Raw genomic sequence first — 25,552 nt, forward strand, 5'->3', positions numbered from 1 at the left:
AAAATATAAAAAGAAAAAGTTATTATTTTTTATCAAATGTCTTTTTAAAGAAAACTGCACACACCACGATGAAAACCAATAAGCCTAAGCTATTCTTAAGTACAGGTAGTGCACTTCCAAACATGGGCACTAGATAACGATCAAGGGAAAATGGCGTATCACTCAAACCTAACGATAAGCTGATGAGAATAACAATGGCTAATAATACACCCACCAAACTTTCTCCAACGATGAAACCAGACGCTATTAAGACGCCTCGCCGATTAGTATCGGCTAGCATTTTTGTTTCTTCATCTTTAGCTAATTTCTTCGATTTAACACGGCATGAAATTATCCAATTAAGCAGTGAACCAACAACTATCGCCATAGTGATATCAACAGGCAAATAGATACCCAAACCAACAGCTAATGCAGAAATACGCAATGTCTTTGAGCTATAACTCAACACCCCATCAATGACTATAAAAATAGCCCCCACAATAAGGCCAATAACAAACATAGTCCAATCTAACTGATGAGAAAAGATTCCTGTGGCAATCGTCTTCATGAGGGTAGCTTGCGGAGCAGATAACATACTGGTCGTATCCATCCCCTCTCTAGGCAACACAGCACCTGCTAAGCCATAAGCCTGATAAAGCACATCTAAAATAGGAGCTATCACAATGGCCCCCACCACGCAACCAATTAATAATGCAACTTGTTGGCTTCTTGGCGTAGCGCCCACTAAATACCCTGTTTTCAAATCTTGTAAATTATCATTAGCAATGGCGGCTACAGCAACAACACCGCTCGTAATAAAAATAGCCAATGCCATTGCAAATTTCTTTCCCTCATCGGTGCTAATTAATTGCTCTGTTAACAACAACAGCAATACCGATACAACAATAACAGCTACAATACCGATACCAGAAATAGGGCTATTCGAGGAACCGATAAGACCTGCCATGTATCCACAGGCTGCCGCAATAAAAAAACCAATAATAAAAATAGCGACAACCGAAAACAGGACTAACCCCCAAGCATAAAGGTTCGAAACAGGGGCATCATCCACAAACGAATAAAAACTTATCACCAATACGACTAAAGAGGCTAACAATACAGCAATGAGTGCGCCTGCTGATAAATCTCTATCGGTGCGCTCTTGGGTAATTGTTTTATCTCTTAACGCTTGAAAAGATAACTTTACGCCATGGATCATTGGCTTAAAAAGTGTTAATAATGTCCATACAGAAGCAATCGCCAATGTCCCTGCCCCAATAAAGCGTACTTGATCTTTCCATAAGGCATTAGCCATACTAATCAGTTGATCCGTACTCACCGTTTGTTGAATATCCGATGTGAACATGAGATACGGTACAAAACCAAACCATGCCAAAATAGCACCAATTAACATGGCAACTCCCGCCATCAGCCCCATTAAGTAACCAGCACTCATAAGTGCCAGTGAAAAACTCATAGGAAACTGAAAAATCACTTTATCTGACCGGAGCCAATAACTAGCGCCACTGGCTAATAGTTGAAAACCACCTGTTATAAAAGTAAAGGCACTGGCAACAGCTCCGCCCCATAAAATACTCTTGGCCCCTGATTCGTTCTTCTCTTCATTATCATGAGCAACTTTTAAAATTTCAGCAGCGGCTACCCCCTCAGGATAAGGTAAATCGCTGTTTACAATCATCGTACGGCGTAAGGGAATAGAAAAAACGACCCCTAACATCCCACCCGCCCCACAAATCATCATCGTTTGCCAGAACGGAAAACTTTGCCAATACCCAACCATCAAAAGAGCAGGCAATACAAAAATAGTAGCTGAAAGTGTTCCCGCCGCAGATGCTTGAGTTTGCACCATATTATTTTCTAAAATACTGGAGCGGCTAAAAAGACCCAGCACCGCCATAGAAATAACGGCAGCAGGGATAGATGATGAGAAGGTTAATCCCACTTTTAACCCTAAATAAACATTGGAGGCAGTAAAAACAAGAGTTATCAGCGCACCTAAAACAATACCTCTAACTGTAATTTCTTTTAAATCTTTTGTGTTTAAACTCATTAATACTCTCAATTAATAACGGCTGCATTATAGTCAGCGTGTTTTTTTTGGATTATAAATGGCTTTTATGAACCGTTGGAATCTCTTTTTCTGTTAACTCTTGGACAATACCACAATGGTCTATAGAAGAAGGACTTAAGCAGCGCTTTTGTAAATCGAACAATACTTTTTGTAACTCCTGTAACTCTGTTATTCGAGTATTCACATGCTCAAGGTGTTCATCTAACAGGTTGGAGATAACACTACAATCATCCTTAGGGGTATCAATCACCAACTTTAACAACTCGCGAATTTCTTCGTGTGTCATATCTAAACTGCGACAGTTACGAATGAACTTCAAACGCGCTAAATGAATATCACTGTATACCCGATAATTATTATTTGTTCGATATGCTTTGGGAAGCAATCCTTGCTTTTCATAATAGCGTATGGTTTCTACTGTGCAATTAGTTAGTCCTGCCAACTCGCCTATACGCATATGTTTTCTCCACTAAAGAACTTGTTGTAAAAATTCCCTAGCCCTTGGGTCTTTGGGTGCTGAGAAAAACTTTTCAGGTGTTGTATCTTCTAACAATTTACCATGATCAAAAAATAAAATTCGATCAGCGACCTCTTTGGCGAACTTCATTTCATGGGTTACACACACCATGGTCATCCCTTCTTGCGCTAGTTTACGCATCACATCTAACACTTCCCCTACCATCTCAGGGTCTAGTGCTGATGTAGGCTCATCAAACAACATCACTTTAGGATCCATACAAAGTGCTCTGGCGATAGCCACCCGTTGTTGTTGACCACCTGATAAACGTGAGGGATATTCATTAACTTTCTCAGCAATTCCCACTTTTGTTAACAACTCTTTGGCCTTCACAATGGCATCGTTGCTTGAACGTTTACGAACAACTCGCTGAGCCACACACAAATTTTCTAGAACCGTCATGTGTGGAAATAAATTGAAATGTTGAAAAACCATGCCCACTTCACGACGTAGCGCATTGATATTGGTTTTAGAATGCCCTATTTTAACGCCATCAATCGCAATTGCACCGCTGTCCATTTCTTCCAGTGCATTTAAACAACGTAAGAAAGTTGATTTACCTGAGCCTGATGGCCCGACAATAACAACCACCTCGCCCTTAGCAATATCAATACTCACATTATCAACGGCACGAACAATACTGCCTTTGCTGTCAAATACCTTATTAAGCTCTTTTACATTAATCACTTTTTGCCAGCCTTTTTTCTAGATAACGTGCCAAAATAGAAAGCGGAATATTAATTAACAAATAAAGTGCTGCAGCACAGAACCACATTTCAAATGGTTTTAATGACGTTGTAATTGATAATTGAGCTGCTCTGGTTATTTCAACAATAGAAATAACTGATAGTAATGAAGTATCTTTTACTAGGCTAATAAACTGTCCTGTCAATGCGGGAAGCATTCTTCTCAATGCCTGAGGAAAAATAATCAACCACATGGTAGTAAAAGCTCCCATCCCTAAAGATCTAGCGGCTTCGGTTTGACCTTTTGAAATAGACTGAATACCACCCCTTACAATTTCGGCAATGTAAGCGCCAGCACTAAATGAAAGAGAAATAATGGCCGCTGTATTATGCGATAAGTTAAAAATAGCGCCAAAAACATAGTAAACAATAAAGATAATAACTAACAACGGGAGTGCCCGCGTAAGCTCAACATAAACCGTAGACAAATCCCTTAGAGTAGGATTTTTAGAAATACGACAAAGGCCTGTGATTAGTCCTAATATCATTCCTAAGATACCAGATACAATAGAAATCCAAAGTGTTGTAAAGAAACCCTCTACAAAGGGACCTACAATCCAACTACTCTTAGAAGCAATCGAGTCTCCTTCTGCTAACTCTTGCCCTTCGACAACTTTTACCTGACCAGTGGAAACAGTTATTGTTGTTTTCTCATCGGTACTATAATCAAGTAGTATAATAGTCGATTTGCCATCATGGCTCTTAATACTAGAGACTTCAACATCACTAGGAGCTGTCTCTAGTACGACTTCTTTTTTATAATAAAAATAATTAGTGATATTATTCCAGTCCCACTTATACGCAGTAGAAACAGAAGCATACCAAAACGAGAATGCAATCGTGGCAAGTATGGCTACTGTCAATAAATGCCATAGCCAATGGTGTTGAGAGGATTTAGACATATTGTATATAAAGAGCTTATAAATTGGCTATTATAAGCTAATTCATACTGTTTTTTATAGCTAATTTAGGAATGATTTTACTCCATTCCTTTTAACCAATCTGTTCTTTTAAACCATTTATTGTATAGACGATCATAAGTACCGTCATTTTTTACTTGCGCTAAGAAGTTATTAATCCAATTAATACTATCGTAATCACCCTTCCTGATAGCAAAAGCTAAGGGCTCATAAGTAAAAGATTCATCTAAAAAGACTAACTTACCATTGCCTAGTTTTTGAACAGCAACCACATTAAACGCGGCATCAAAGACAAACGCATCTGCTTTACCATTCACTACCTCTAATACCGCCTCTGCTTCCGTATTATAACCAAAATACTGCGCTTTACTAATTCTGCGTTTAGCTGCAAATTCGCCTGTTGTTCCCAGTCTGGATGTCACTTTATATTTTGGGTCATTTAAATCTTTATAAGACTTTATGGTACCTTCTAAACCTTTTCGGATAAGAATAGTTTGCCCTGTCATAATAAAGGGATCTGGAAAGTTAACTTTTAAATTTCTTTCTTGAGTTAATGATAATCCACTGGCAATCATATCAAATTTATTGGTTAATAAGCCTGGAATAACTCCGTCTTGTGCAATAGAAACAATCTCCAACTTAACGCCCAATGATTTTGCCATCGCTCTAACTAAATCTACTTCAAAACCTACAATATCACCTTGCTTGTTCGTCATTTCAAATGGCATATAGGTAGGGTCTAGACCAACGCGTAGCGTGCCCCTTTGAACTACATCATCGATCATGCCTGCCCACACAAAATTGAAGCTACATAACAGACATATACCTAAAATAAATTTTTTCATATTTAACCTATTAACATTAAACTTTATCATACAATAAGCAATATAGCTTATTGTTACTCCATATCCTTCAGCCAGTCCATTTTTTTAAACCACTTATTATAAATCTGGTTATAAGTACCATCATTTTTTATTTGATTTAAAAAGTTATTAATCCAATTGACACTATCATAGTCACCTTGCATAACAGCAAAAGCAATCGGCTCCTTAGTAATGGGTTGGTCTAAATGCAATACTTTATTATTCCCTAACCGATGCAAAGCAATCACATTGTAGGTCTCATCAAAAATAAAAGCATCTGCTTTGCCATTGACTACCTCTAAAAAAGCCTCTGCCTCACTGTTATAACCATAATACTGAGCTTTATTCATATATTTCTTGGCAAGTACTTCACCCGTTGTTCCTACCTGTGAAGTAATACGATATTGTTCTTGGTTTAAATCTTTATAAGATTTAACCTTATGGTCAAGGTCTTTTCGAATAATTAATGTCTGGCCTGTTTGAATGAAAGGCTCCGAAAAGTTAAGCTTAAGATTCCGCTGTTGATTAATTGTCATACCACTAGCAATTAAGTCAAACTTTCCTGTTAACATGCCAGGGATAAGTCCATCATAAGAAACAGAAATCAACTCCAACTTTACACCCATTGATTTTGCCATTGACCTTAATATATCAACCTCAAAACCAATAATCTCTCCCTGCTTATTAGTCATTTCAAAAGGGATATAAGTAGGTGTCAACCCAACTTTTAAACTCCCGCGCTGAACTACATCTTCAACCATTCCCGCGTAGACACTATTAAAAAAACAAACGACACAAAAAGATAATATCGTTAATAACTTTTTCATATTGCCTCACAGATAGCTATAAAATAGCTATTTTCAATGTAAATAATGATATCTAGTCTTACTAAAATATTAAACTAATACACCTGTCTGAACTAATAGCTTCTCTACAGATGGTATATCAGGAATTTTAGCAACAAACTCATTAATTTTTATATTTTCAAGCTCATACTTTGATAAATCACCTACGACATCAATGACCATATCCTCTGTTATGGGACACACCATTGGAACATCTTGAATTAATAGTGCAATAAATTTGCATTGTAATGTTGGCGTAATTGTTTTTAAAATTAATATGTTGGATGTATTATTAATTTTAAAACCTGCACCACAGATACCTTCAAATGAAACAAATGGAATACGTAACCCTTGCCATGGTAAAAAACCTAAGAACCAACGAGGCATTTTACCCACAACTTGAGGGACAATAACATGTATTACCTCTACAATAGCAGAGCTCGGAAGGGCTAATGTACGATCAACTAGAGTAATTAATGATACATCTAATGCCGTTTTTTGAATAAAATTTTGCTCTATCATGAGCTACTCTCCAATAGGTTTACCTGGAAAGCAGGTAATAAATCGGATATAGTCTTAATTAATCTAGCATCCATAAAAGGCTTACTCATATACTCATTAACACCTATTCCTAATGCACGTTCTCTGTGCTTATCACCACTTCGTGAAGTGATCATAATAATTGGAAGATGCTTAGTTCTTGCATCATGACGTACGCGAGTTGCCACTTCAAAACCATCCATTCTTGGCATTTCGATATCCAATAGCATAATATCTGGAATTCTTTCATCTAATTGTGTCACTGCATCTAGACCATCTCGTGCGGTAACAACCTCCATACCTTGACGCTCAAGGAGTCTAGTAGTCACCTTACGTACTGTTACAGAGTCATCCACTACCATGACCAGTGGTGGGCGACTAAATAGTTCAGGTGCTAGCTCAACTTCACTATGTGCAACCCTTCTATCCTCAGCCATTTTCGCTTGATGTTGACTAGTAAAATAACTACGCACTAATGCACTTAAATCAAGAATAATAATAACATTACCATCCCCTAAAATAGTTGCACCAGAAATAGCAGGAACCGACAAAAACTGTATACCTAAACTTTTAACCACAACCTCACTTGAAGGAAGTAACTCATCGACACGCAACGCCATATAATAATCGCCAGAACGGACTAACAATACAGGAGCACGCTCCTCTATTATGTGTTGAGGCTGTGTTGTAACTCGATTACCTAAAAGTTCACCCAAGTATTTTACACGATAAGATTCATTACCATACTCAAGTTCAGCGGCACCAAACTGGTAGAACTCTTTTTGTAGCTCTGCTGAAATATAAGTAACACCTTCCACACTACTCATAGGGATAGCATAGTTTTCTTCACCAACACGAGCCATCAATGCACGACTAACAGATAAGTTAATAGGTAGCCTTATAGAAAAAGTGGTTCCCTTACCTTCTTCGGCGTCTAATGTTAAAGCACCACCTAATTGCTTAACAGCATTAACAACAACATCCAATCCTACGCCACGTCCAGAAATTTGTGTAATTTTCTTGGCAGTCGAAAAGCCTGCCTCTAAAATAAACTGTAATATTTCTTTATCTGATAACACTTCATCAGCTTCCATTAAACCTTTGCTGATTGCTTTTTCTTTTACTACAGCGATAGAAATTCCTGCACCATCATCTTTAAGGCGCAAAACCATTTCACCACCCTCTCGAATTAAATCAAGAGTAATAGTACCCCTTTCAGGCTTACCTGCTGCAACACGAATCTCTCTTTTTTCAATACCATGATCCAGTGAATTACGAATCATATGCTCTAATGGTGCTATAATGGCATCAATAACACCACGATCCATTTCTCCAGCTGTATTACCAATAACGAGATCAACATCTTTACCCAACTCTGATGATACTTGACGAACGAGACGACGCAAACGGGGAGCAATACGGTCTAAGGGAACCATCCGCGTATGCATCAAACCTTCTTGAAGTTCTGTATTAATACGTGCTTGTTGTTGCAATAAACCAGATATATCATGATTACGACGCTTCAACGTATCTTTCAAATCAAATAAGTCAGAGGCAGTCTCAAATAATGATCGTGATAATTGTTGTAATTGGGAATACTGATCCATCTCCAAGGGGTCAAAATCAGCATAATCTAAAACAGTCTCTGTCTGATGCCTTGAAATAATTTGGGATTGGGTTTCTATATCTAAACGACGTAATTGATCTCGAACCCGGTCAACCGTTGACTCCATCTCTAATAGAACACTCGCCAAATCACTATTTTGCTGCTCAATACGTCCACGATAAATAGAAGTCTCACCCGCTAGATTAACTAAGTTATCTAGTAGCTCAGCTGATACTTTAACTTGTTCAGTAACTTCTTTATTAGTTTCTCTGTCAACACGCTCTAGTACTGGCAGTTTTGTTACCTCTAAAAGTTTAAATACTGCCTTACCATCTGAAAGAGTAAATGCTTCTTTTGCTATGCTGTTTGCAGCAGTGGGTGGTTGAGTCTCAGTAACGGGAACTTCTGTGGAAAGTTCCTTTTCAGGCAATATGCTAATTTTATTTTCTAGTGTCTCTTCAATCTCTGGTGCATTGATTGCATCATCTGTAACCCCTAAATCAGTTACTATACTATCTTCTACGCCAGAAGACTCTATTGGGTTAGGATAGTTTTCCTCATCTTTCACTAACGCTAGACCAACAGCTGTATTAGTATTTTCTACATCGACTTTGGCTGTATTATCTTTATCAGCAACTAACTCAATCGCTTTAGTGTCTTCTATGACTGATGTAGGAGAAACGTCCACATCTGGTGTAGAAAAGTCATCTAGAATCACTCTGCCTTCTTTTCGGAAGACCTGTATTGCATTCAATAATGCCGGATTATTTAAAAGAACATTTTTATCATGCAATGTATCAATATCTAACTGCAAAGAATCATGGGCTTTATTTAATAACTCTACTAAATCAGCGGAATAACTATAACGGCCATTTAATAAGCCCTCATAAATAAACTCAAGGCCATGTGCAATATCACCTAACCCTACAGCACCACACATCCGGGCACCACCTTTCAGCGTATGTAGTTGACGCTGCAAATCTTTTAGAGCATCTGCTTTTTGGTCCTTTATCCAATCATCTAAATCATTTCTTGCCTGTTCTAATATATCATCAGCTTCCTCAAGAAAGATTTCAGCCATATCAGCATCAATATGATCAGATTGTATAATAGGTCCTTTAGGAGCTGGCGCCCCTAGCACTAATGTGTCCTCTTGGATAAGATCATCATGCACTAGATTCTTAGTTACCGCAGACGCGACTTCATGATGCTTATCAAGCATAACGAGCGCCTTTTCTAATTCCATTATTTCTGCGTTATGATCTGATATAGATTGTGCAGCAGCTAACTGATCGATACAATTTAATAAAACTTGGTGTGTTTTAATGAATGCAATAAAAAATGCATCATTTAATACAACCATATTATCAATTATTGCTTGATATGCTTTTAATAGGGCATTGATTAATTTTACAATAGATTCCAAACCTATCTTAATAGCCATTGGTAATATGGCATTTAACTCATGCTGCAACCCTTGTAGCTCAGCAAATTCTTGCCCTTTATTTTCCCACCACGCCTTTATATAGTCCTCTGCATCTAACAAAAGATCCACTTGTGTTAAAAGGTTGGCAATTGATTGAGCAGTTGATAACTCACTATCTTTATCTATGTCGGCAGTAACATTAAGCTCTAGCTGTGATAGTAAATCGTCTCGACGCAAGCGTATACGCTCTACTAAAGCTTCAGTGCCTTCAATTGGAGCTAAAGAATGAAGCTCTAATTGGTTAATTCCTTCATTTAATAATGAATATGCATCCTTTAACAACTCAAAATCTATCTTATCTATTCGCCATCCATTAATGCTACATTCTTTCAGAAACGCTTCAAATGGCTTGGCAATATTGGCAATCAAGCCTAAGTTAGCCATCAATGAGCTGCCCTTGAGTGTATGCATAGCTCTTTGCAAGGAGTCTGTCACCGTTTGTGGTAATGACTGCTCACACAGATAAATAAATGCCCTCAAGACTTGCATATGCACTCTAGCTTCTGCAACAAAAACATCGACTAGCTCTGTATCAAAGTCTTGCGAATCAGCCTCATATTTATCAATTTTTACTTCTGTGCTATCTATCTCTATAGGCACTTCGTTTATTTGTTCATTATTTTGTACAGTTTCAGTAATATCCGGTATTTCTTCGGTTAATACCTCTTCAGGAACAACCTCACTGTGCTCAACAGGTAAATCTTGTCCTGTAGCTAAGGCATTAGCCTCTTCCATATAATTGTTTACATCTTGACGCTCGTGCTGTTTACCTGCCGCATACTCTTTAACTAACTCAGGTAAAATATCTACGACCTTCTTTACTAATGCTAATAAAGAAGCAGAGGGAGAAATCGTATTATCTAAAACACGATTTAGCATATTTTCAATAGACCAACCAAGCTCACCAATAAAAACAGCTTTAACCATACGGCCGCTGCCCTTAATTGTATGAAATGCTCGGCGTACTTCTTTTAGAGCATTATTGTCATAAGTATTACCAGTCCATATAGGCAAGTGAATAGATAATGTTTCAAAAATCTCATCCATTTCCTCTGAGAAAATCTCAACCAATTCATCATCCACAATATTTTCATCATTCACATTAATAATGGGGGTGGCCACTTCTTGAGTGCTTGCTATAGGCTCATCGGCTTCAATAATGTCAAGCTCCTTACCAATATCCTCAGGTATTTTGTCGTTCTGGTTATTTTCTTTTATTGCATTTGAGGATATAAATTCTGAAACTATAGTTTGACAATCATCAGGTAGAGAATAATTCAATGCCACTAAGTACTCTTTTGCAAAATCTAACACATTTCCGGCAGAAACTATCTGATTTTTAATGAGACAATCCATGTAGTAATCAATGCTTGCAATGGCACCCACAACATGCTCAATGCTTTTATTATCTGGATACACAAAATCATTAATAAAATGATCTTCTATATACTGCAAGCAACGAATAGCAACAGCAGCAGCCGTGTACTGAGAAAGAATCCCTAGCTTATGAACAGCATGAGTAAGTAAAACAGGAACATCTGTAATACCACCTTCTTCTCCCTCACTATCAAAATAAAGGGATAGAATATCTTTAACCTTAACCAATTCATAGGCAACTTCTTTTATCGTAGTATCACGTACAGTAGAGGTTTCATCATGAAGGAACTTATCAACTGCGACTACTATAGTCTTTTCTACATCAGCCAAAGACTTCTTCATATTTAATTGATGCTCTTGACTAAATTGGCCATCAGCTATAAGTGATCTTAATTCATTTTCTTGATTAATAATAGTTCTTTGCTCAGGTAACCCTAAGACTTCTAATGTATTAGAGATTTTTTTAAACTTTTCTAGGACTTCTTCTAACTCAAACAATTGAGTAGTCGAATCTGTAAATAACTCTAATTTGCCTTGAATAAAATTAAAGTCTATTTTTAATGCTTGAGAAACTAGAGCAAAAGAAGGACGGCCTGTTTCTTCAAGACTAGTATGCTGGTTAATATCTGTGATACCAAACGTTGAGGTCGTTAACTGGAACTCTTTTTTTATCTTTTGAATTTCCGCTGAGTCACTTTCAACAGAAGACAATAAAAACAATAACTCTTTTAACAAGTCATCGGGTGCAGGAACATTCATACCAGCCACACCCTTTTCTGTTAATAATTTTATTTGCAAGTCTATTTGCTTGAGTAATAATTTAGTATCCAGACTATTAGGAATACTTTTTTCATTAATAGCAATCACAAATGCCTGTGCTGCTTGCCAAAACTTAGAAATAACCGTTGTTTTACATAAGCGACCAAGATAATTAAAAATTTTAATTAAATGATCCACTGCAACCTCAAAATTTCGATTCTGGATCAAATCAATTAATGATAATTGTAGTGATTGACGTAACTTACGTAATAAATTGGTTAGCCCTTCTGTATTAATTTCCTTTAACTCTTCATCGGTTAAAGATGATGAAGGTCCATAGTACTTTGGAGAAAATAACTCAATTTCCGATAGAGAATTCGCTTTATAACACTCTCGCATTTGATTAATTAGAGGTAATAAAGCAATGGGGATATCTTGACCTTCTGTTTGAATAATGTCTAAATAAGAAGGCATTTGCAATACAGCCTGAATCAATATTTGCAAGCTGTTGTTAAAATCTTCTACACTCCTTTGTAGTATCTCACCGGATAGCAGCTTCATTTCCTCTGCAAATAATGTAGCGCCAGGGAATCCAACCATTTGTAAAGCACCACTCACTTGATGCAATAACTCATGACAAATAGTTAACTTCTCAGTGATATCATTTTCATCAAGGGAGTTAGCATTATCAACTAGCTGTTTGAGAGTTTGTTGTGCATGCTCTAAGTTACTAACAATTTCTGCTTTTACCCAACTAAGAGCAACATAATCATGGCCATCATCTGCCATTTTACTCATAACCATAAGTGTTGCCCCCAAAACAAGCCTCTTTTAGTAACTGACTAAATATAAACTTTAACATAGTATTTTTGAAAAAAAAGTCAATCAATTATTTGGTAACTTGAATCCCTCTACAGACTGTTGCATATCTCTTGCCATGGTAGTTAACTTACCGACAGTCATTGCTGTCTCTGTACTACCTGCGGATGTTTGCGAAGTAATTTCTTGAATAACATCCATCGTTTTCGAAATATGCGCAGCCGTTGAGGCTTGCTGTCTAGCTGCACTAGAAATGCTTTGAATCAAACGTGCTAATGCTTGTGATACCGTTTCAATTTCTTCAAGTGCAATACCTGCATTTTCTGCCAGTTTTGCCCCTCGAACAACTTCAGAAGTTGTTTGTTCCATTGAGATTACAGCCTCATTGGTATCATTCTGAATTGCTTTAACAAGCGTTTCAATTTGCTTTGTCGCAGCAGAAGACCTTTCAGCTAATCGCTGAACCTCATCCGCAACCACAGCGAAACCACGCCCAGCATCCCCTGCCATCGATGCTTGGATAGCAGCATTAAGTGCAAGAATATTTGTCTGCTCCGCAATATCATCAATCAACCCAACAATATCACCAATTTCTTGAGAAGACTCACCTAAACGCTTAATACGTTTAGAAGTATCTTGAATCTGTTCACGAATAGTATCCATCCCTGAGATTGTATTATGCACAATCTTGTTACCATTATGTGCAATTTCTACTGATCGTTTGGCCACTGTTTCTGATTCAAGTGCAGTTTCTGATACTTTATCAATAGAGCTAGCCATTTCACTAATTGCAACGGATACTCCAGCAATTTCACCCGCCTGATGCTCTGCGGCCTCAGCAAGATTCATCGCCAATGCCTGACTACTTTCAGCAGTGACAGATACTTGCCCTGAAGCCTGATTAATTGTTTGTACAAGGTCACGTAGTTGCTCAACAGAATAATTAATTGAGTCTGCAATAGCCCCTGTGAAAGCTTCAGATACAGTAGCACTTACTGTTAAATCACCATCAGCCAAATCACCGATTTCATCCAACAACTGTAAAATAGCTTCTTGGTTCACTGAGTTTTCTTTAGCCGTTTCTTGCAAACGTTTACGTGTTGTTTTTTCAGCTAATAGTGCAATACTAATAACAACTAAAATAATTAAGATAACTATAATATAATTAAGAATTGAACTTGTACCAAGTGCTGAAGTTTGACGCTCAAGATTAAGCGCTAAGTCTGATGATGTATCTAATAATATTCTTGTATTACTAGAAATAGACTTATCCAACCCTTGTAATGCTGTCACATCACTGGCATTGTCTGCAATTATTTTGATATTAGAAGCTAATTGATTTTGTGACTCTGTCGCAGCCAATAAAACTCTTTGGGCACTCGCAGGCAATACACCACTCTGCTTTAGCATATCAAATATGCTATTTAGCTCTTTCATCTTTACATTTAATGAATTGCTTAAGTTTTTTGTTGAGGCAAAATTCGTCAATAATTCATTTAAATCGTATTGTATAGTTTCTAAAAGAATAGACTCTTGTTGTAGTTGATTGATCAATCGAATATCGCTTTGCTCTTCTTTTAGCTTAAGAAGTGTATTTTGATTAGCATTACGTAAATTACTGACTAGCTTTAAAGCAGTTTCAACAGCCGTGTGCATATCTATCAATGCATTCTTTCTCATTAATAAGTCATTGATATTTGACTTTAATTTAATCCAAGTAGTCTCTAAAGTTTTAGACTGGCTTTCATCTAAATAATTTATTAGGCTATTTAATTCTGTATCAAATTTAGCTCTACTTGCTGTCAATGAAGCAAAACTTTGCTGTTCGCCACTAAGTGCTTTTAACGACTCTACTGCAATAATTTGTGAGAAGACTCTTAAATCATTAGCATTCTTCACATATCCTCTATCATCTGAAGTTTTCTTCCCAAGATAGAAAAGGTTTACTATCAGTGCAGCAATTAATACAACCAATAAAATAACCAGTAACACTTGCAAAAAATTATTCTTTTTTTGCCTAGATGATAAACCAGCAGTTTTTTCTTTACTCATACTACTTATGCCTCTTAGAGAACTGTTTTTAATGCCTTTGGGCTTAAATATTATTAAGTCTTAGTTTAAAGCTACAATCTACTAACCCTAAACTATTGTCCTATTGCTAGAAACTGAGAACTTGCCATAAAGGATTTTGCATCAAAAACTAACCAATTTTGCTGCCCGCCTTGATACACACCCGAAACAAAAGGTAATAATAACTCCGGTACATCAACAGTTTTTGTTGATAAAATACTATCCATAGAAAAATGTTGCATTCCATATACAGCATCAACTAAAAAACCAACATACCCCTCATCCGGAGATTTCACAGCCATAACACGATGTTGCTTACGAGAGGTTCCTGAAGTCATACCAAATAGCTTATTTAAATCCATCACTGGTAAAAGATGGCCACGCATATTAGCCACGCCTTTTAACCAAGGCTTTACAATAGGTATATAAGTATAACTTGGCTCAAGAATAATTTCTTCCAAATGATCAATACCAATGACAAAATAATGGTTATCTAACTGAAAACCGATACCTGTCCAGGTCTTAGATTGCAATACCTTTTGCTCTGGTAAATTATCACCAACGCTTCGATAAAGCTGATCAATATTTAATAACAACTCAAATGGGCTGCTTTTCTTTGGCATCCCCATAATCATCTCCCTATAGAATCACCCTGCTAATACAGCGTTTACAGTAGACAGCAGCGTGTCCTCATCAATTGGTTTGGTCAAATAATCGCGCGCCCCTTGCCGACGCCCCCAAACCTTATCGGTCTCCTGATCTTTAGCAGTTACAATAATAACCGGAATACCTTTTGTTTCCTCACACTTTGTTAATTGGCGTGTTGCTTGGAAACCATTAAAACCAGGCATCACAATATCCATTAAAATAAGATCGGGGGTTTCTTTACGAGCTATTGCTATGCCATCTGCACCATTTTCAGCACCAATAACGACATGACCATATTTTTGTAGCATAGCCGTCAACTTATAAACTTCTGTAGGGGAATCGTCTACAACTAAAATTCGAGCCATTTTACTCACCACTAAAGTTAACTTAAAATATTTGCCATGGGTTTACTCTGCACTATCCTGAGGTACAAAATCAGGAACATGCGTTTTGATTGCTCCCAAGAGCTCATCTTTACTAAAAGGTTTTGTCAGGTATTGATCAGACCCAACAATTCGTCCTTTAGCTCTATCAAACAGGCCATCTTTAGACGACAACATAATCACAGGCGTTAATTTAAACAAGCTATTATTTTTTATAAGGGCACAGGTCTGATATCCATCTAAACGAGGCATCATAATATCTACAAAGATAATATTGGGTTGATTATCTGCTATTTTAGCAAGGGCATCAAAACCATCTACGGCAGTGAACACCTCGCATCCTGCTTTTTTCAATAGGGTTTCGGCTGTTCGACGAATAGTTTTAGAGTCATCGATTACCATTACTTTCAATTTTTCACCTTGTCCCATCTTTTCCCGCCATTATTTGAAACAAAAATTATATATAATTTAATACAATATACGTACAAATTTAAAGAAGAATGTAAATCACATGCCTGTTTTATCCTTTATAATATATCATACTATACAATATGTTAATTTATTTTATAATTATTCACTTACATCGGCCAACAGATCACTAAATTAATTTGAGAGATTATACCATGCCCATCACCCTTGGAATTGTAATGGATCCTATCAGCCAAATCCATTTCAAAAAAGATAGCTCACTGGCTATGCTCTGGGCTGCAAACGATAGAAACCACAAAATCTTTTACATGCAACAAGAAGACCTTTATCTTTTAGAAGGCAAAGCACGTGCAAAAGCACGGCCTTTAAAAGTTTATAAGGATGAAAAACATTTTTTTGATTTAGGTGATGAAATAGATATTTCATTATCTGAGCTCAATGTTATCCTAATGCGTAAAGATCCTCCGTTTAACAGCGAATTTTTATACACAACTTATTTACTAGAAAAAGCTGAGCAAGAAGGCGTTCTTATTGTTAATAAACCTGAAGAACTACGCAACTGCAATGAAAAACTATTTGCCACCAACTTTGCAGAGTTCATGGTACCCACTTTAGTAAGCCGTCGCACAGATATACTCAGAAATTTCATACGAGAACAAGGTGATGCTATACTAAAGCCATTAGATGAGATGGGAGGTGCTTCTATTTTCCGTCATAGAGAAGGCGACCCTAATCTGTCAGTGATTATTGAAACATTAACCGCTCATGGCAATCGACAAATAATGGTTCAGCGTTTTATTCCTGATATAACCAAAGGTGATAAACGTATTTTAATGGTGAACGGAGAACCAATACCTTATTGTTTAGCAAGAATTCCCGCCAAAGGAGAAACACGAGGTAATTTAGCGGCCGGAGGAACGGGGGTTGCCCAACCTCTATCAGAGCGCGACTTTGAAATTGCTGAAAAGATAGGCCCTGAACTACAAAAGAGAGGGCTTTTATTTGTCGGTTTAGATATCATTGGCGACTATATTACAGAAATTAATGTAACAAGTCCCACCTGCATAAGAGAAATTGATGCTGTTTATCATACCAATATTGCAGATAAACTGATGGATTGTATTGAGTCTAAATTAAAAAAGTAATGAACATAATATAAATCAATTTCATCTGTTGATCTATATTATCATACAGGATGTTAAACGCTTTTACTCGACAAACAAATTATGCGATTATTTCTTAAAAACTTATTAACAAATAACTCACCTATTAAACACAATAATTTACTGGGTGCTATGATCTGCTTAGCAGCTATCTTACACACGACGCTTATTTTTGGCGTTGGCTTTACGCCTGAAGATCACCCAACAGGAAAAGTACTAGATGTATCCCTAGCCTCATTTAAAGACGATGAAGCCCCTAAAGATGCTGATTTTATCGCTCAAGAAAACCAACAAGGGAGCGGCACATCAGAAACAGCCCTCATACCTACCACAACAACACCTACTGAGTTTCAAGCATTAGAAATAAACCCTGCACCAAATCCTATTCCCCCTATGAAAAAGGCACAAAAATCAACACCATCAACTAAAAGTGTGTTGACGACTACCACACCACAATATCAAAAAGACATCAAAAAATCTGAAAAAAAAGAACAACAAGAACAAGATGAGCAAAATACCACATCAACTGACTGGTCAGCCCAAATAGCAAGTTTACAAGCACAAATTTCTGACAAAAAACAAGCTTATGCAAAACGCCCAAAAGTTTTGCAAATTACATCAGCCGCCACTAAAAAAGATAAAGGTGCTGCATACCAAGATGCTTGGCGTAAAAAAATAGAGCAAATTGGTAACCTCAACTACCCCAAAGAAGCCACTGCACGAAAAATCTATGGTAACTTACGCCTCTTAGTTGCAATCAAAAAGAACGGGCAACTATATAAAGTCAAAGTTTTAAAATCCTCTGGCTGGCCTATTCTTGATCGGGCAGCAATCCGTATTGTCCACATGGCAGCACCTTTCCCCCCTTTCCCTAAGGAGCTAGCAGATACTGATATCATTGAAATTATCAGAACATGGCGATTTGATCGTAGTGACCGGTTATCAACAGATGGATAATATTTCTATTCATCAACTGACTAAATAATTATGTTACTAAACGAGTTATACCAAAAGTTAATGCCCTATCAAAAAGCTAAACGCTGGATTATAGGTCTTTCTGGTGGAATGGATTCCACCGTATTACTCCATTTATTGGTTGAGCTTAAGAAACAATACCCTCTCCCCACGCTATCAGCAATTCATATCCATCACGGCTTACAAACTATTGCTGACCACTGGCCTGATCATTGCCAATCAATCTGCGACCAACTAAATATCCCCTTAACAATCGTCAAAGTAACCATCACACAGCAAGCTAGCATTGAACAAGCTGCACGTGATGCTCGCTACACTGCCTTTGCAAACCAACTTCAAACAGGTGATATATTAATAACAGCACAACATAAAAATGATCAAGCAGAAACACTGTTATTTAGGCTTTTCCGTGGTGCAGGAGTCAAGGGATTAATGTCCATGCCGAACCAACGCCCACTTGGGCAAGGAACCCTCATTCGCCCTTTACTCAACATCCCTTACGACACACTCAGACACTACGCAGAAAGTAATCAACTATGTTGGATCGAAGATCCAAGCAATCAAGACACGCACTATGCTAGAAACTATTTACGCCACCAAATATTCCCAAAAATAATAGATTACTGGCCACAAGCTATTCATAATATCGTACAAACTAGCGAACACATGCAAGAAGCACAAAAGCTACTTAATGAATTAGCACAACAAGACTTACTCGAAGCCCAAACACCCCCCCTTTATCATTGGTTATCTGTCCCAAGCCTACTCGTCGCTCCTTTAAAAAATCTATCCACAGCGCGACAAAAAAATGCGCTTTCTTTTTGGCTATCAAATTATACCCTACAGCCTTCAACACAACACTGGCATGGATGGTTTGACTTAATCAATGCTAAAGAAACAGCCACCCCTATTTGGCAACTGCATAACGCAGAAATACACCGTGGTAACCATCGCATTTGGTTATTAAAAAATGACTGGCTAACAAAACCTAGCAGTGTTCACTTACCGATAGAAACAGCCAAAGAGATCTGCTTACCCAATAATGGTTTGGCCAAATTATCAGGAAAGCTTCCTCAAGGTTCTTTTTATATCACTTATCGCCAAGGTGGTGAGTCCATATCACTCATAAGAGGCACCCGTGATTTAAAAAAACTATTTAATGAAGAAACTATCCCTAACTTTCTTAGACAGCGTCTGCCGCTTCTCATTGACCAACAAGGCAATTTAGTCGCTGTGGCTAATCATCCTCAATGGTTTAATAAAAATTACTCAAAAGATTTTACATTTGAGTGGATTGCACCACATTTTAGCAGTTGATCTTTCACTGTTTTATAGTGATACTATTCCATTATTCCTATAAATAATAACTACACCGATTAACAGAGTTTTTTATGGAAAACATTGCTGACTATATGCAAACACTGGGCAAAAATGCCAAAGCTGCCGCACAAATACTTGTAAAAACATCAACAGCCAAAAAAAATAAAGCGCTACAGGCTATCGCTGAACAATTAAACATCGCGCGCGAAACTATTAAACAAGCGAACCAAAAAGACCTTGATCAGGGAAAAAACAATGGCTTATCGTCTGCCCTATTAGATCGCCTAGAACTCACTGATACTCGTATCGAAAATATGATCACTGGGCTTAAGCAAATAATAGAATTGCCTGACCCCGTTGGTTCAATTAGAGACCTTAAATACAATACTGTCGGTTTACAAATTGGTAAAATGCGCACCCCCATTGGCGTTATTGGAATGATTTATGAGTCTCGTCCCAACGTCACTATCGATGCCGCTGCCTTATGCTTAAAATCAGGCAATGCAATCATTTTAAGAGGGGGCTCGGAAGCAATTCACTCTAACCAAGCGATCGCCCAATGTATCCAAAAAGGGCTACAAGAAGTTGGACTGCCTACTGACAGTGTACAATTGGTCAATACAACAGATCGTCAAGCAGTTGATCTACTAATCACCATGAGTGAATATGTTGACGTTATTATTCCACGAGGTGGAAAATCACTCATCCAGCGTATTTCAGACCATGCAAGAGTTCCCGTCATCAAGCACCTTGATGGTATTTGCCATGTTTACATTGATCAATATGCTAATCTCGAAAAAGCATATAAAATAGTGCTCAATGCTAAATGTTATCGTTATGGCATTTGCGGAGCAATGGAAACACTGTTAGTCCACGAACAAGTAGCTCATACAGCACTTCCTACTATTGCAAAACAACTAGAAGAAAAAGGTGTCGAATTGAGGGGTTGTGAGCAAACCATCAAATACTTGCCCCACCTATCCCAAGCAACCGAAGACGATTGGTCAACAGAATACCTTGCTGCTATTTTATCAATTCGTATTGTTAGCGATATTGATCAAGCAATTAACCATATTAACCATTATGGTTCACACCACACTGACAGTATTTGTACAGAAAATACGGAATCCGTAAAACGTTTTTTAACAGAAGTAGACTCTAGCTCTGTTATGCACGATACACCTACCTGTTTCGCTGATGGCTTTGAATATGGCTTAGGAGCAGAAATTGGTATTTCAACTGACAAGTTACATGTCAGGGGGCCTGTTGGCCTTGAAGGATTAACAACCGAAAAATATATCGTTTTAGGTGACGGGCAAACGCGTGGCTAGAATCGGTTTATTAGGGGGAACATTTAATCCTATTCATATTGGGCATTTGCGCTCAGCCATCGAATCGATAGAACTCCTATCGTTAGATGAGCTAAGGCTTACTCCAAACTTCCTCCCCCCACATAGAGAGAACCCTAGCGTTGATGCAGAAAAGCGGTTAACAATGGTTAAGCTTGCGGTTGAAAAAATACCAAAACTAGTCGTTGACGATCTTGAGCTAAAACGCAACAAACTATCCTATACATTTGATACACTCAAAGCTTTACAAAAAGCACTTCCAATAGAAGATACATTATTTTTTATCGTCGGCTGGGATGCTTTCTGTGGCTTACCCACATGGCACCGCTGGCAAGAGTTATTAAACTATTGTCACATTCTAGTATTACAACGTCCGCATCTATCTGCTAAAATCCCTCATGAGCTAGCGATATTTTTGCAAGATAAATTAGTTGACTACAATCAGATAACAGGCCGCGTTGGGAAAATTGCTTATCTACAACAAACACCTTTAGACATTTCATCAACTAAAATTCGTACCAATCTAGCACAAGGGAAATCAGTTCAATTCTTATTACCCGATAATGTACTAGACTATATTAATCTGCATAAACTTTATCAATAATAGCTAACACAACTATGTTAGCTACTCATTTTTAAAATATTATTAAGCTAAACAGTAACAACACACTCTTATCATTTAGGTAATCAATCAAATATGCAAGCAAATGAAATTGTAGACATTGTAAAAAATGCATTAGAAGAATTAAAAGGCAAAGACATCGTTATTATTGACGTTCATGAAAAAACCAGCGTAACCGACTTCATGGTGATCGCCACAGGAACATCCTCTCGCCAAGTAAAAGCAATGGCTGACAATGTAAAGGATGAAGTCAAACAACGTGGCGTACAACCGCTGGGTATCGAAGGGTTAGAAAACAGCGAGTGGGCGCTGGTTGACTTTGGGTCAGTTGTCGTTCATATCATGCTTGCTGAAACCCGAAGTTTTTATGACCTTGAACGCCTATGGCAAGGTGCAGAGCAAAGCCGTGAAAAGCATTTAAACCAAGATTAATATCACTTATGCGCATTCGTCTCATCACTGTTGGCAATAAAATGCCACGTTGGATAGAGGAAGGCTGGCAAGAATATTATAAACGCCTTCCTAAAGAAGTACCTGTTGAATTGATTGAAATCCCCTTAACCACGCGCAGTAAAAATGCGGATATTAAGCGTTTTATCCAACAAGAAGGGCTTGCCATGCTAAGTAAAGTTCAAACGGCGGATAGAGTCATTACGCTTGAAGTAACAGGAAAGGCATGGAACACTGAACAACTCGCTGAAAAAATGGCACAGTGGCAACTTGCAGGACAAGATATTAATCTGATGGTCGGAGGTCCCGAAGGACTTGCACCCGATGTTTGCCAACGAAGTGATGAAAAGTGGTCGCTCTCTGCACTTACCTTACCACATCCCTTGGTAAGGGTTATACTGATAGAGCAATTATATAGAGCATCGACCATACTCAGTGGTCACCCTTATCATAAATAAACGTTGTTATTTAATTGAGCTATCATGGTGCAAACATTCCCAATTAAAGACCATATCAAAAATGCGAGGATTGTAAGAAATCGAGTCATTATTGGCTCTATTTTTGTGGGTATTTTTATGTGTGTTTTACTGGGCAGAATGTACTATCTACAGATCATTCAATACCGCTATCACGCAACGCTTTCTGATAAGAATCGTATTCATACCCAAGCAATTCCACCTGTCAGAGGCATCATTTATGATCGCAATGGTATTGTCATTGCTAATAATGAGCCCAGCTTTAACCTAACCTTTACTCGTGAGCGCGCTAAAGACTGGCCTAAAATTATTGATACATTGGTTGAAATACTCAACTTGACCGAAGAAGACAAACAAAATCTTATCACCAAAATCAAACAACGCTCACGCCCTTTTGAATCAATTCCTATTCTTTATGAACTTACTGAAGAACAGCGAGCTATTATTGCAGTAAACCAACCACGCCTTCCTGGGCTTGAGGTAGAAGTCCAGTTCATTCGCTACTATCCCTATGGTAATTTATTTGCTCACTCTGTCGGATACGTCGGACGGATTAGCGATCAAGACCTAAAACGTGTAGATCCCATTGAGTACAGTGGAACACACCATATTGGTAAAGCAGGCGCAGAGCGTTTTTATGAAGGCATGCTACATGGGGACGTCGGTTACGAAGAAGTCGAAACAAATGCGCGCGGTAAGGTTATGCGCGTTTTGAACCAAATACAACCCATGGCAGGAAAAGACCTTACCTTAACCTTGGATTACTATTTGCAAAAAGCAGCCATGGACGCGCTGAAAGATAAGCGAGGTGCCATTGTTGCGATAGACCCTAGAAATGGCGAAGTCTTAGCATTAGTCAGCTCACCCAGCTTTGACCCTAACCCTTTTGTTACAGGAATTAGCCAAAAAGACTACAGTAAGTTATCCAATGATCCTGACAAACCTTTTCTAAATCGTGCTATTTATGGTACCTACCCTCCCGGCTCTACCGTAAAACCCTTAGTGGCTTTAACAGGACTTGATCTAGGCATTACAACCCCAGCTGAAAAAGTATTTGACCCCGGCTTCTATCAGCTTCCAAACTCAACCCATAAATACCGAAATTGGAACCGCGGTGGAGATGGCTGGATCAATATGGAAACAGCCATTATGCGCTCCAATGATACTTACTTTTATGACCTTGCCTATAAAATAGGTATTGACAACTTACATCAGTATTTGAGTCTATTTGGGCTAGGACAACGTGTTTCACTAGACATGTATCAAGAAGAATCAACAGGGATTATGCCTTCGAGAGAGTGGAAAGAAAAAGTACATAAACAACGTTGGTATCCAGGACACACCCTTATTACGGGTATCGGGCAAGGTGATATGCAAACCACCATCTTACAAATCGCCCAAGCGGCAACACTTATTGCCAACAAAGGCCACTGGATTCGCCCACACCTCATACAGTCAGCTGATAATATCCCTACTAAAGAACTGATTGAAAATGGCTCTATCGATACCACTGATAGACCGACGCCAACCGATATCATCCTTAAAAATCCAGAAGACTGGAACATTATTAATCAAGATATGCAGCAAGTGGTACATGGTGCTAGAGGGACTGCCCGAAAAATGGGCGCCACTGCTATTTATCGAATAGCAGGAAAAAGCGGAACTGCACAAGTCGTCGCCATTCGCCAAAATGAACGCTATGACAGTAAAAGCCTGAATGAGCGCCATCGAGACCATGCCCTTTTTGTTGCCTTTGCACCCGCAGAGAAACCTCGCATCGTGGTGGCTATTATTATTGAAAATGGAGAGTCTGGCAGTGGATTGGCGGCCCCTATCGTTAAACACGTGATGGATACATGGCTATTAAATGACCAAGGGCAACTAAAAACAGATGAAGAGCTATTAGCGAAAAAGCCTGCGCCAGAATTAACGCCTACAAACGAAGTATCGGAGAAAACAAACAATGCTACCTCTCCATAAAAGAATTACTTTAAATGCAAATAATCCCAATCATAAGCATGTCACATTATTAGAGCGCTTTCATATTGACGGTTACTTATTGGTATTACTCACTATTTTGGCGATAGCCAACCTATTTATACTCTACTCTGCTAGCGGTAAAGATATGGATTTGGTTAACAGGCAGGGAACATTTTTTATAATGGGAGGCGTTGCAATGATTATGATCGCGCAATTTGACCCCCGATTTATGGCCCGTTGGGTACTTATTCCTTATATCATCGGTATCATTTTACTTATTATCGTTGATATCAATGGACATAATGCCATGGGCGCTCAACGTTGGTTAAAAATACCTGGGCTTATTAGATTCCAGCCATCAGAATTTATGAAAATTGTCGTTCCTGCTACCATCGCTTGGTATATTTCAAGACATAGCCTCCCTGCAAGCTTTAAACATGTTGTCATTGCTTTTATCTTAACCATCGTACCCTTTCTCTTAGTACTAAAACAACCCGATCTCGGTACATCGCTGCTTATACTAACCGCAGGGGCTTTTGTCATTTACATGGCGGGGCTCCGTTGGAGTTGGGTGATTAGTGCGATTCTCGCCATCATTCCTATTGCCTATGGAATGTGGCACTTTGTAATGCATGACTACCAAAAACATCGCGTACTCACATTCATTAATCCCGAATCAGATCCACTCGGGAAAGGCTGGAATATTATTCAATCAAAGGCGGCTATCGGCTCAGGAGGCTTTTGGGGTAAAGGATGGCTAGAAGGGACACAATCTCACCTCGATTTCCTTCCTGAAAGCCACACTGACTTCGTTTTTGCATTAATTGGTGAGGAATTTGGCTTAGTTGGTGTTACACTATTGTTAACAATTTATTTACTGATAATTACTCGCTGTTTAATCATCACAGCGAATGCCCAGACCCTCTTTGGTAAACTACTGGCCGGAGGGCTTAGTATGACGTTCTTTGTCTATGTGTTTGTTAATATCGGCATGGTCAGTGGATTATTACCTGTGGTCGGTGTTCCCCTACCTTTTATGAGTTATGGTGGTACATCAGCCATTACTTTGCTCTCTTCATTTGGTATATTAATGGCCATACAAACTCATCGAAACTGGACAACCTCGATAAGGTAAAAA

The 25,552-nt window shown here is 38.2% G+C and carries 20 protein-coding genes and 1 pseudogene; 9 read left to right on the forward strand and 12 right to left on the reverse strand.

All coding sequences use genetic code 11. The features are described 5' to 3' along the window. Positions 1-22 precede the first annotated feature (22 nt). The 12 genes and pseudogenes from DM558_RS10795 to pilG all read right to left on the reverse strand — a co-directional run bounded on the left by DM558_RS10795 (position 23) and on the right by pilG (position 16,079). Positions 23-2,050: an OPT family oligopeptide transporter gene (locus DM558_RS10795; RefSeq protein ID WP_127164015.1), complete on the reverse strand. Its 2,028-nt coding sequence runs from the start codon at positions 2,048-2,050 to the stop codon at positions 23-25. 52 nt (positions 2,051-2,102) lie between these two features. Then, positions 2,103-2,528 (reverse strand): Cd(II)/Pb(II)-responsive transcriptional regulator, encoded by a 426-nt coding sequence (gene cadR / locus DM558_RS10800; protein WP_127164016.1) that lies wholly within the window; start codon positions 2,526-2,528, stop codon positions 2,103-2,105. Between the two features lie 12 nt (positions 2,529-2,540). Further along, positions 2,541-3,275: an amino acid ABC transporter ATP-binding protein gene (locus DM558_RS10805; protein ID WP_127164017.1), complete on the reverse strand. Its 735-nt coding sequence runs from the start codon at positions 3,273-3,275 to the stop codon at positions 2,541-2,543. Further along, entirely contained in the window at positions 3,268-4,236 is a 969-nt protein-coding gene (locus DM558_RS10810) for an amino acid ABC transporter permease (protein WP_127164018.1), read from the reverse strand. Before DM558_RS10810 ends, DM558_RS10805 begins: the two co-directional genes overlap by 8 nt. Before the next feature lie 77 nt (positions 4,237-4,313). Beyond that, on the reverse strand, positions 4,314-5,099 hold the full coding sequence (locus DM558_RS10815; protein WP_127164019.1) for a transporter substrate-binding domain-containing protein: 786 nt from the start codon (positions 5,097-5,099) through the stop codon (positions 4,314-4,316). 53 nt (positions 5,100-5,152) lie between these two features. Then, positions 5,153-5,944, reverse strand: a complete 792-nt coding sequence (locus tag DM558_RS10820; RefSeq protein ID WP_127164020.1) for a transporter substrate-binding domain-containing protein — start codon at positions 5,942-5,944, stop codon at positions 5,153-5,155. A gap of 69 nt (positions 5,945-6,013) precedes the next feature. After that, a complete protein-coding gene (locus tag DM558_RS10825; protein ID WP_127164021.1) occupies positions 6,014-6,484 on the reverse strand; it encodes a chemotaxis protein CheW in 471 nt (156 codons plus the stop codon). After that, entirely contained in the window at positions 6,481-12,534 is a 6,054-nt protein-coding gene (locus DM558_RS10830) for a hybrid sensor histidine kinase/response regulator (RefSeq protein ID WP_127164022.1), read from the reverse strand. Before DM558_RS10830 ends, DM558_RS10825 begins: the two co-directional genes overlap by 4 nt. An 81-nt stretch (positions 12,535-12,615) precedes the next feature. Next, positions 12,616-13,650, reverse strand: a pseudogene (locus DM558_RS16060) (methyl-accepting chemotaxis protein); the annotation flags it as partial. Between the two features lie 1,043 nt (positions 13,651-14,693). Beyond that, positions 14,694-15,242, reverse strand: a complete 549-nt coding sequence (locus tag DM558_RS10840) for a chemotaxis protein CheW (protein WP_164731446.1) — start codon at positions 15,240-15,242, stop codon at positions 14,694-14,696. A gap of 24 nt (positions 15,243-15,266) precedes the next feature. Then, the gene (gene pilH, locus DM558_RS10845) at positions 15,267-15,632 is read right to left on the reverse strand and encodes a twitching motility response regulator PilH (RefSeq protein ID WP_127164025.1); all 366 of its coding nucleotides are present in this window, start codon (positions 15,630-15,632) and stop codon (positions 15,267-15,269) included. A 42-nt stretch (positions 15,633-15,674) separates the two neighbouring features. Then, positions 15,675-16,079, reverse strand: coding sequence for a twitching motility response regulator PilG (gene pilG / locus DM558_RS10850; RefSeq protein WP_109701691.1), 405 nt, complete (start codon positions 16,077-16,079; stop codon positions 15,675-15,677). 194 nt (positions 16,080-16,273) lie between these two features. On the opposite strand from pilG, the gene gshB reads away from it, so the two are divergent. From gshB to rodA, 9 genes are all read left to right on the forward strand, one after another. Then, positions 16,274-17,224, forward strand: a complete 951-nt coding sequence (gene gshB / locus DM558_RS10855; protein ID WP_127164026.1) for a glutathione synthase — start codon at positions 16,274-16,276, stop codon at positions 17,222-17,224. An 81-nt stretch (positions 17,225-17,305) separates the two neighbouring features. Beyond that, the gene (locus tag DM558_RS10860; RefSeq protein WP_127164027.1) at positions 17,306-18,199 is read left to right on the forward strand and encodes an energy transducer TonB; all 894 of its coding nucleotides are present in this window, start codon (positions 17,306-17,308) and stop codon (positions 18,197-18,199) included. Between the two features lie 60 nt (positions 18,200-18,259). Next, positions 18,260-19,534 (forward strand): tRNA lysidine(34) synthetase TilS, encoded by a 1,275-nt coding sequence (gene tilS / locus DM558_RS10865; RefSeq protein ID WP_228411736.1) that lies wholly within the window; start codon positions 18,260-18,262, stop codon positions 19,532-19,534. A gap of 74 nt (positions 19,535-19,608) precedes the next feature. Further along, positions 19,609-20,868 carry a glutamate-5-semialdehyde dehydrogenase gene (locus DM558_RS10870; protein ID WP_127164029.1) on the forward strand — a complete coding sequence of 420 codons (1,260 nt, stop codon included), beginning with the start codon at positions 19,609-19,611 and terminating at the stop codon, positions 20,866-20,868. Next, positions 20,861-21,490, forward strand: coding sequence for a nicotinate-nucleotide adenylyltransferase (nadD, locus tag DM558_RS10875; RefSeq protein WP_127164030.1), 630 nt, complete (start codon positions 20,861-20,863; stop codon positions 21,488-21,490). The genes DM558_RS10870 and nadD overlap by 8 nt, the downstream gene beginning before the upstream one ends. A 93-nt stretch (positions 21,491-21,583) precedes the next feature. Continuing rightward, on the forward strand, positions 21,584-21,940 hold the full coding sequence (gene rsfS, locus DM558_RS10880; RefSeq protein WP_127164031.1) for a ribosome silencing factor: 357 nt from the start codon (positions 21,584-21,586) through the stop codon (positions 21,938-21,940). 8 nt (positions 21,941-21,948) lie between these two features. Further along, on the forward strand, positions 21,949-22,416 hold the full coding sequence (gene rlmH, locus DM558_RS10885; RefSeq protein ID WP_127164032.1) for a 23S rRNA (pseudouridine(1915)-N(3))-methyltransferase RlmH: 468 nt from the start codon (positions 21,949-21,951) through the stop codon (positions 22,414-22,416). Positions 22,417-22,440: 24 nt separating this feature from the next. Then, entirely contained in the window at positions 22,441-24,414 is a 1,974-nt protein-coding gene (mrdA, locus tag DM558_RS10890) for a penicillin-binding protein 2 (RefSeq protein WP_127164033.1), read from the forward strand. After that, positions 24,398-25,549 carry a rod shape-determining protein RodA gene (gene rodA, locus DM558_RS10895; protein WP_127164034.1) on the forward strand — a complete coding sequence of 384 codons (1,152 nt, stop codon included), beginning with the start codon at positions 24,398-24,400 and terminating at the stop codon, positions 25,547-25,549. The genes mrdA and rodA overlap by 17 nt, the downstream gene beginning before the upstream one ends. Positions 25,550-25,552 lie beyond the last annotated feature (3 nt).

Origin of the sequence: Entomomonas moraniae (assembly GCF_003991975.1) — a bacterium.
Classification (GTDB): domain Bacteria; phylum Pseudomonadota; class Gammaproteobacteria; order Pseudomonadales; family Pseudomonadaceae; genus Entomomonas; species Entomomonas moraniae.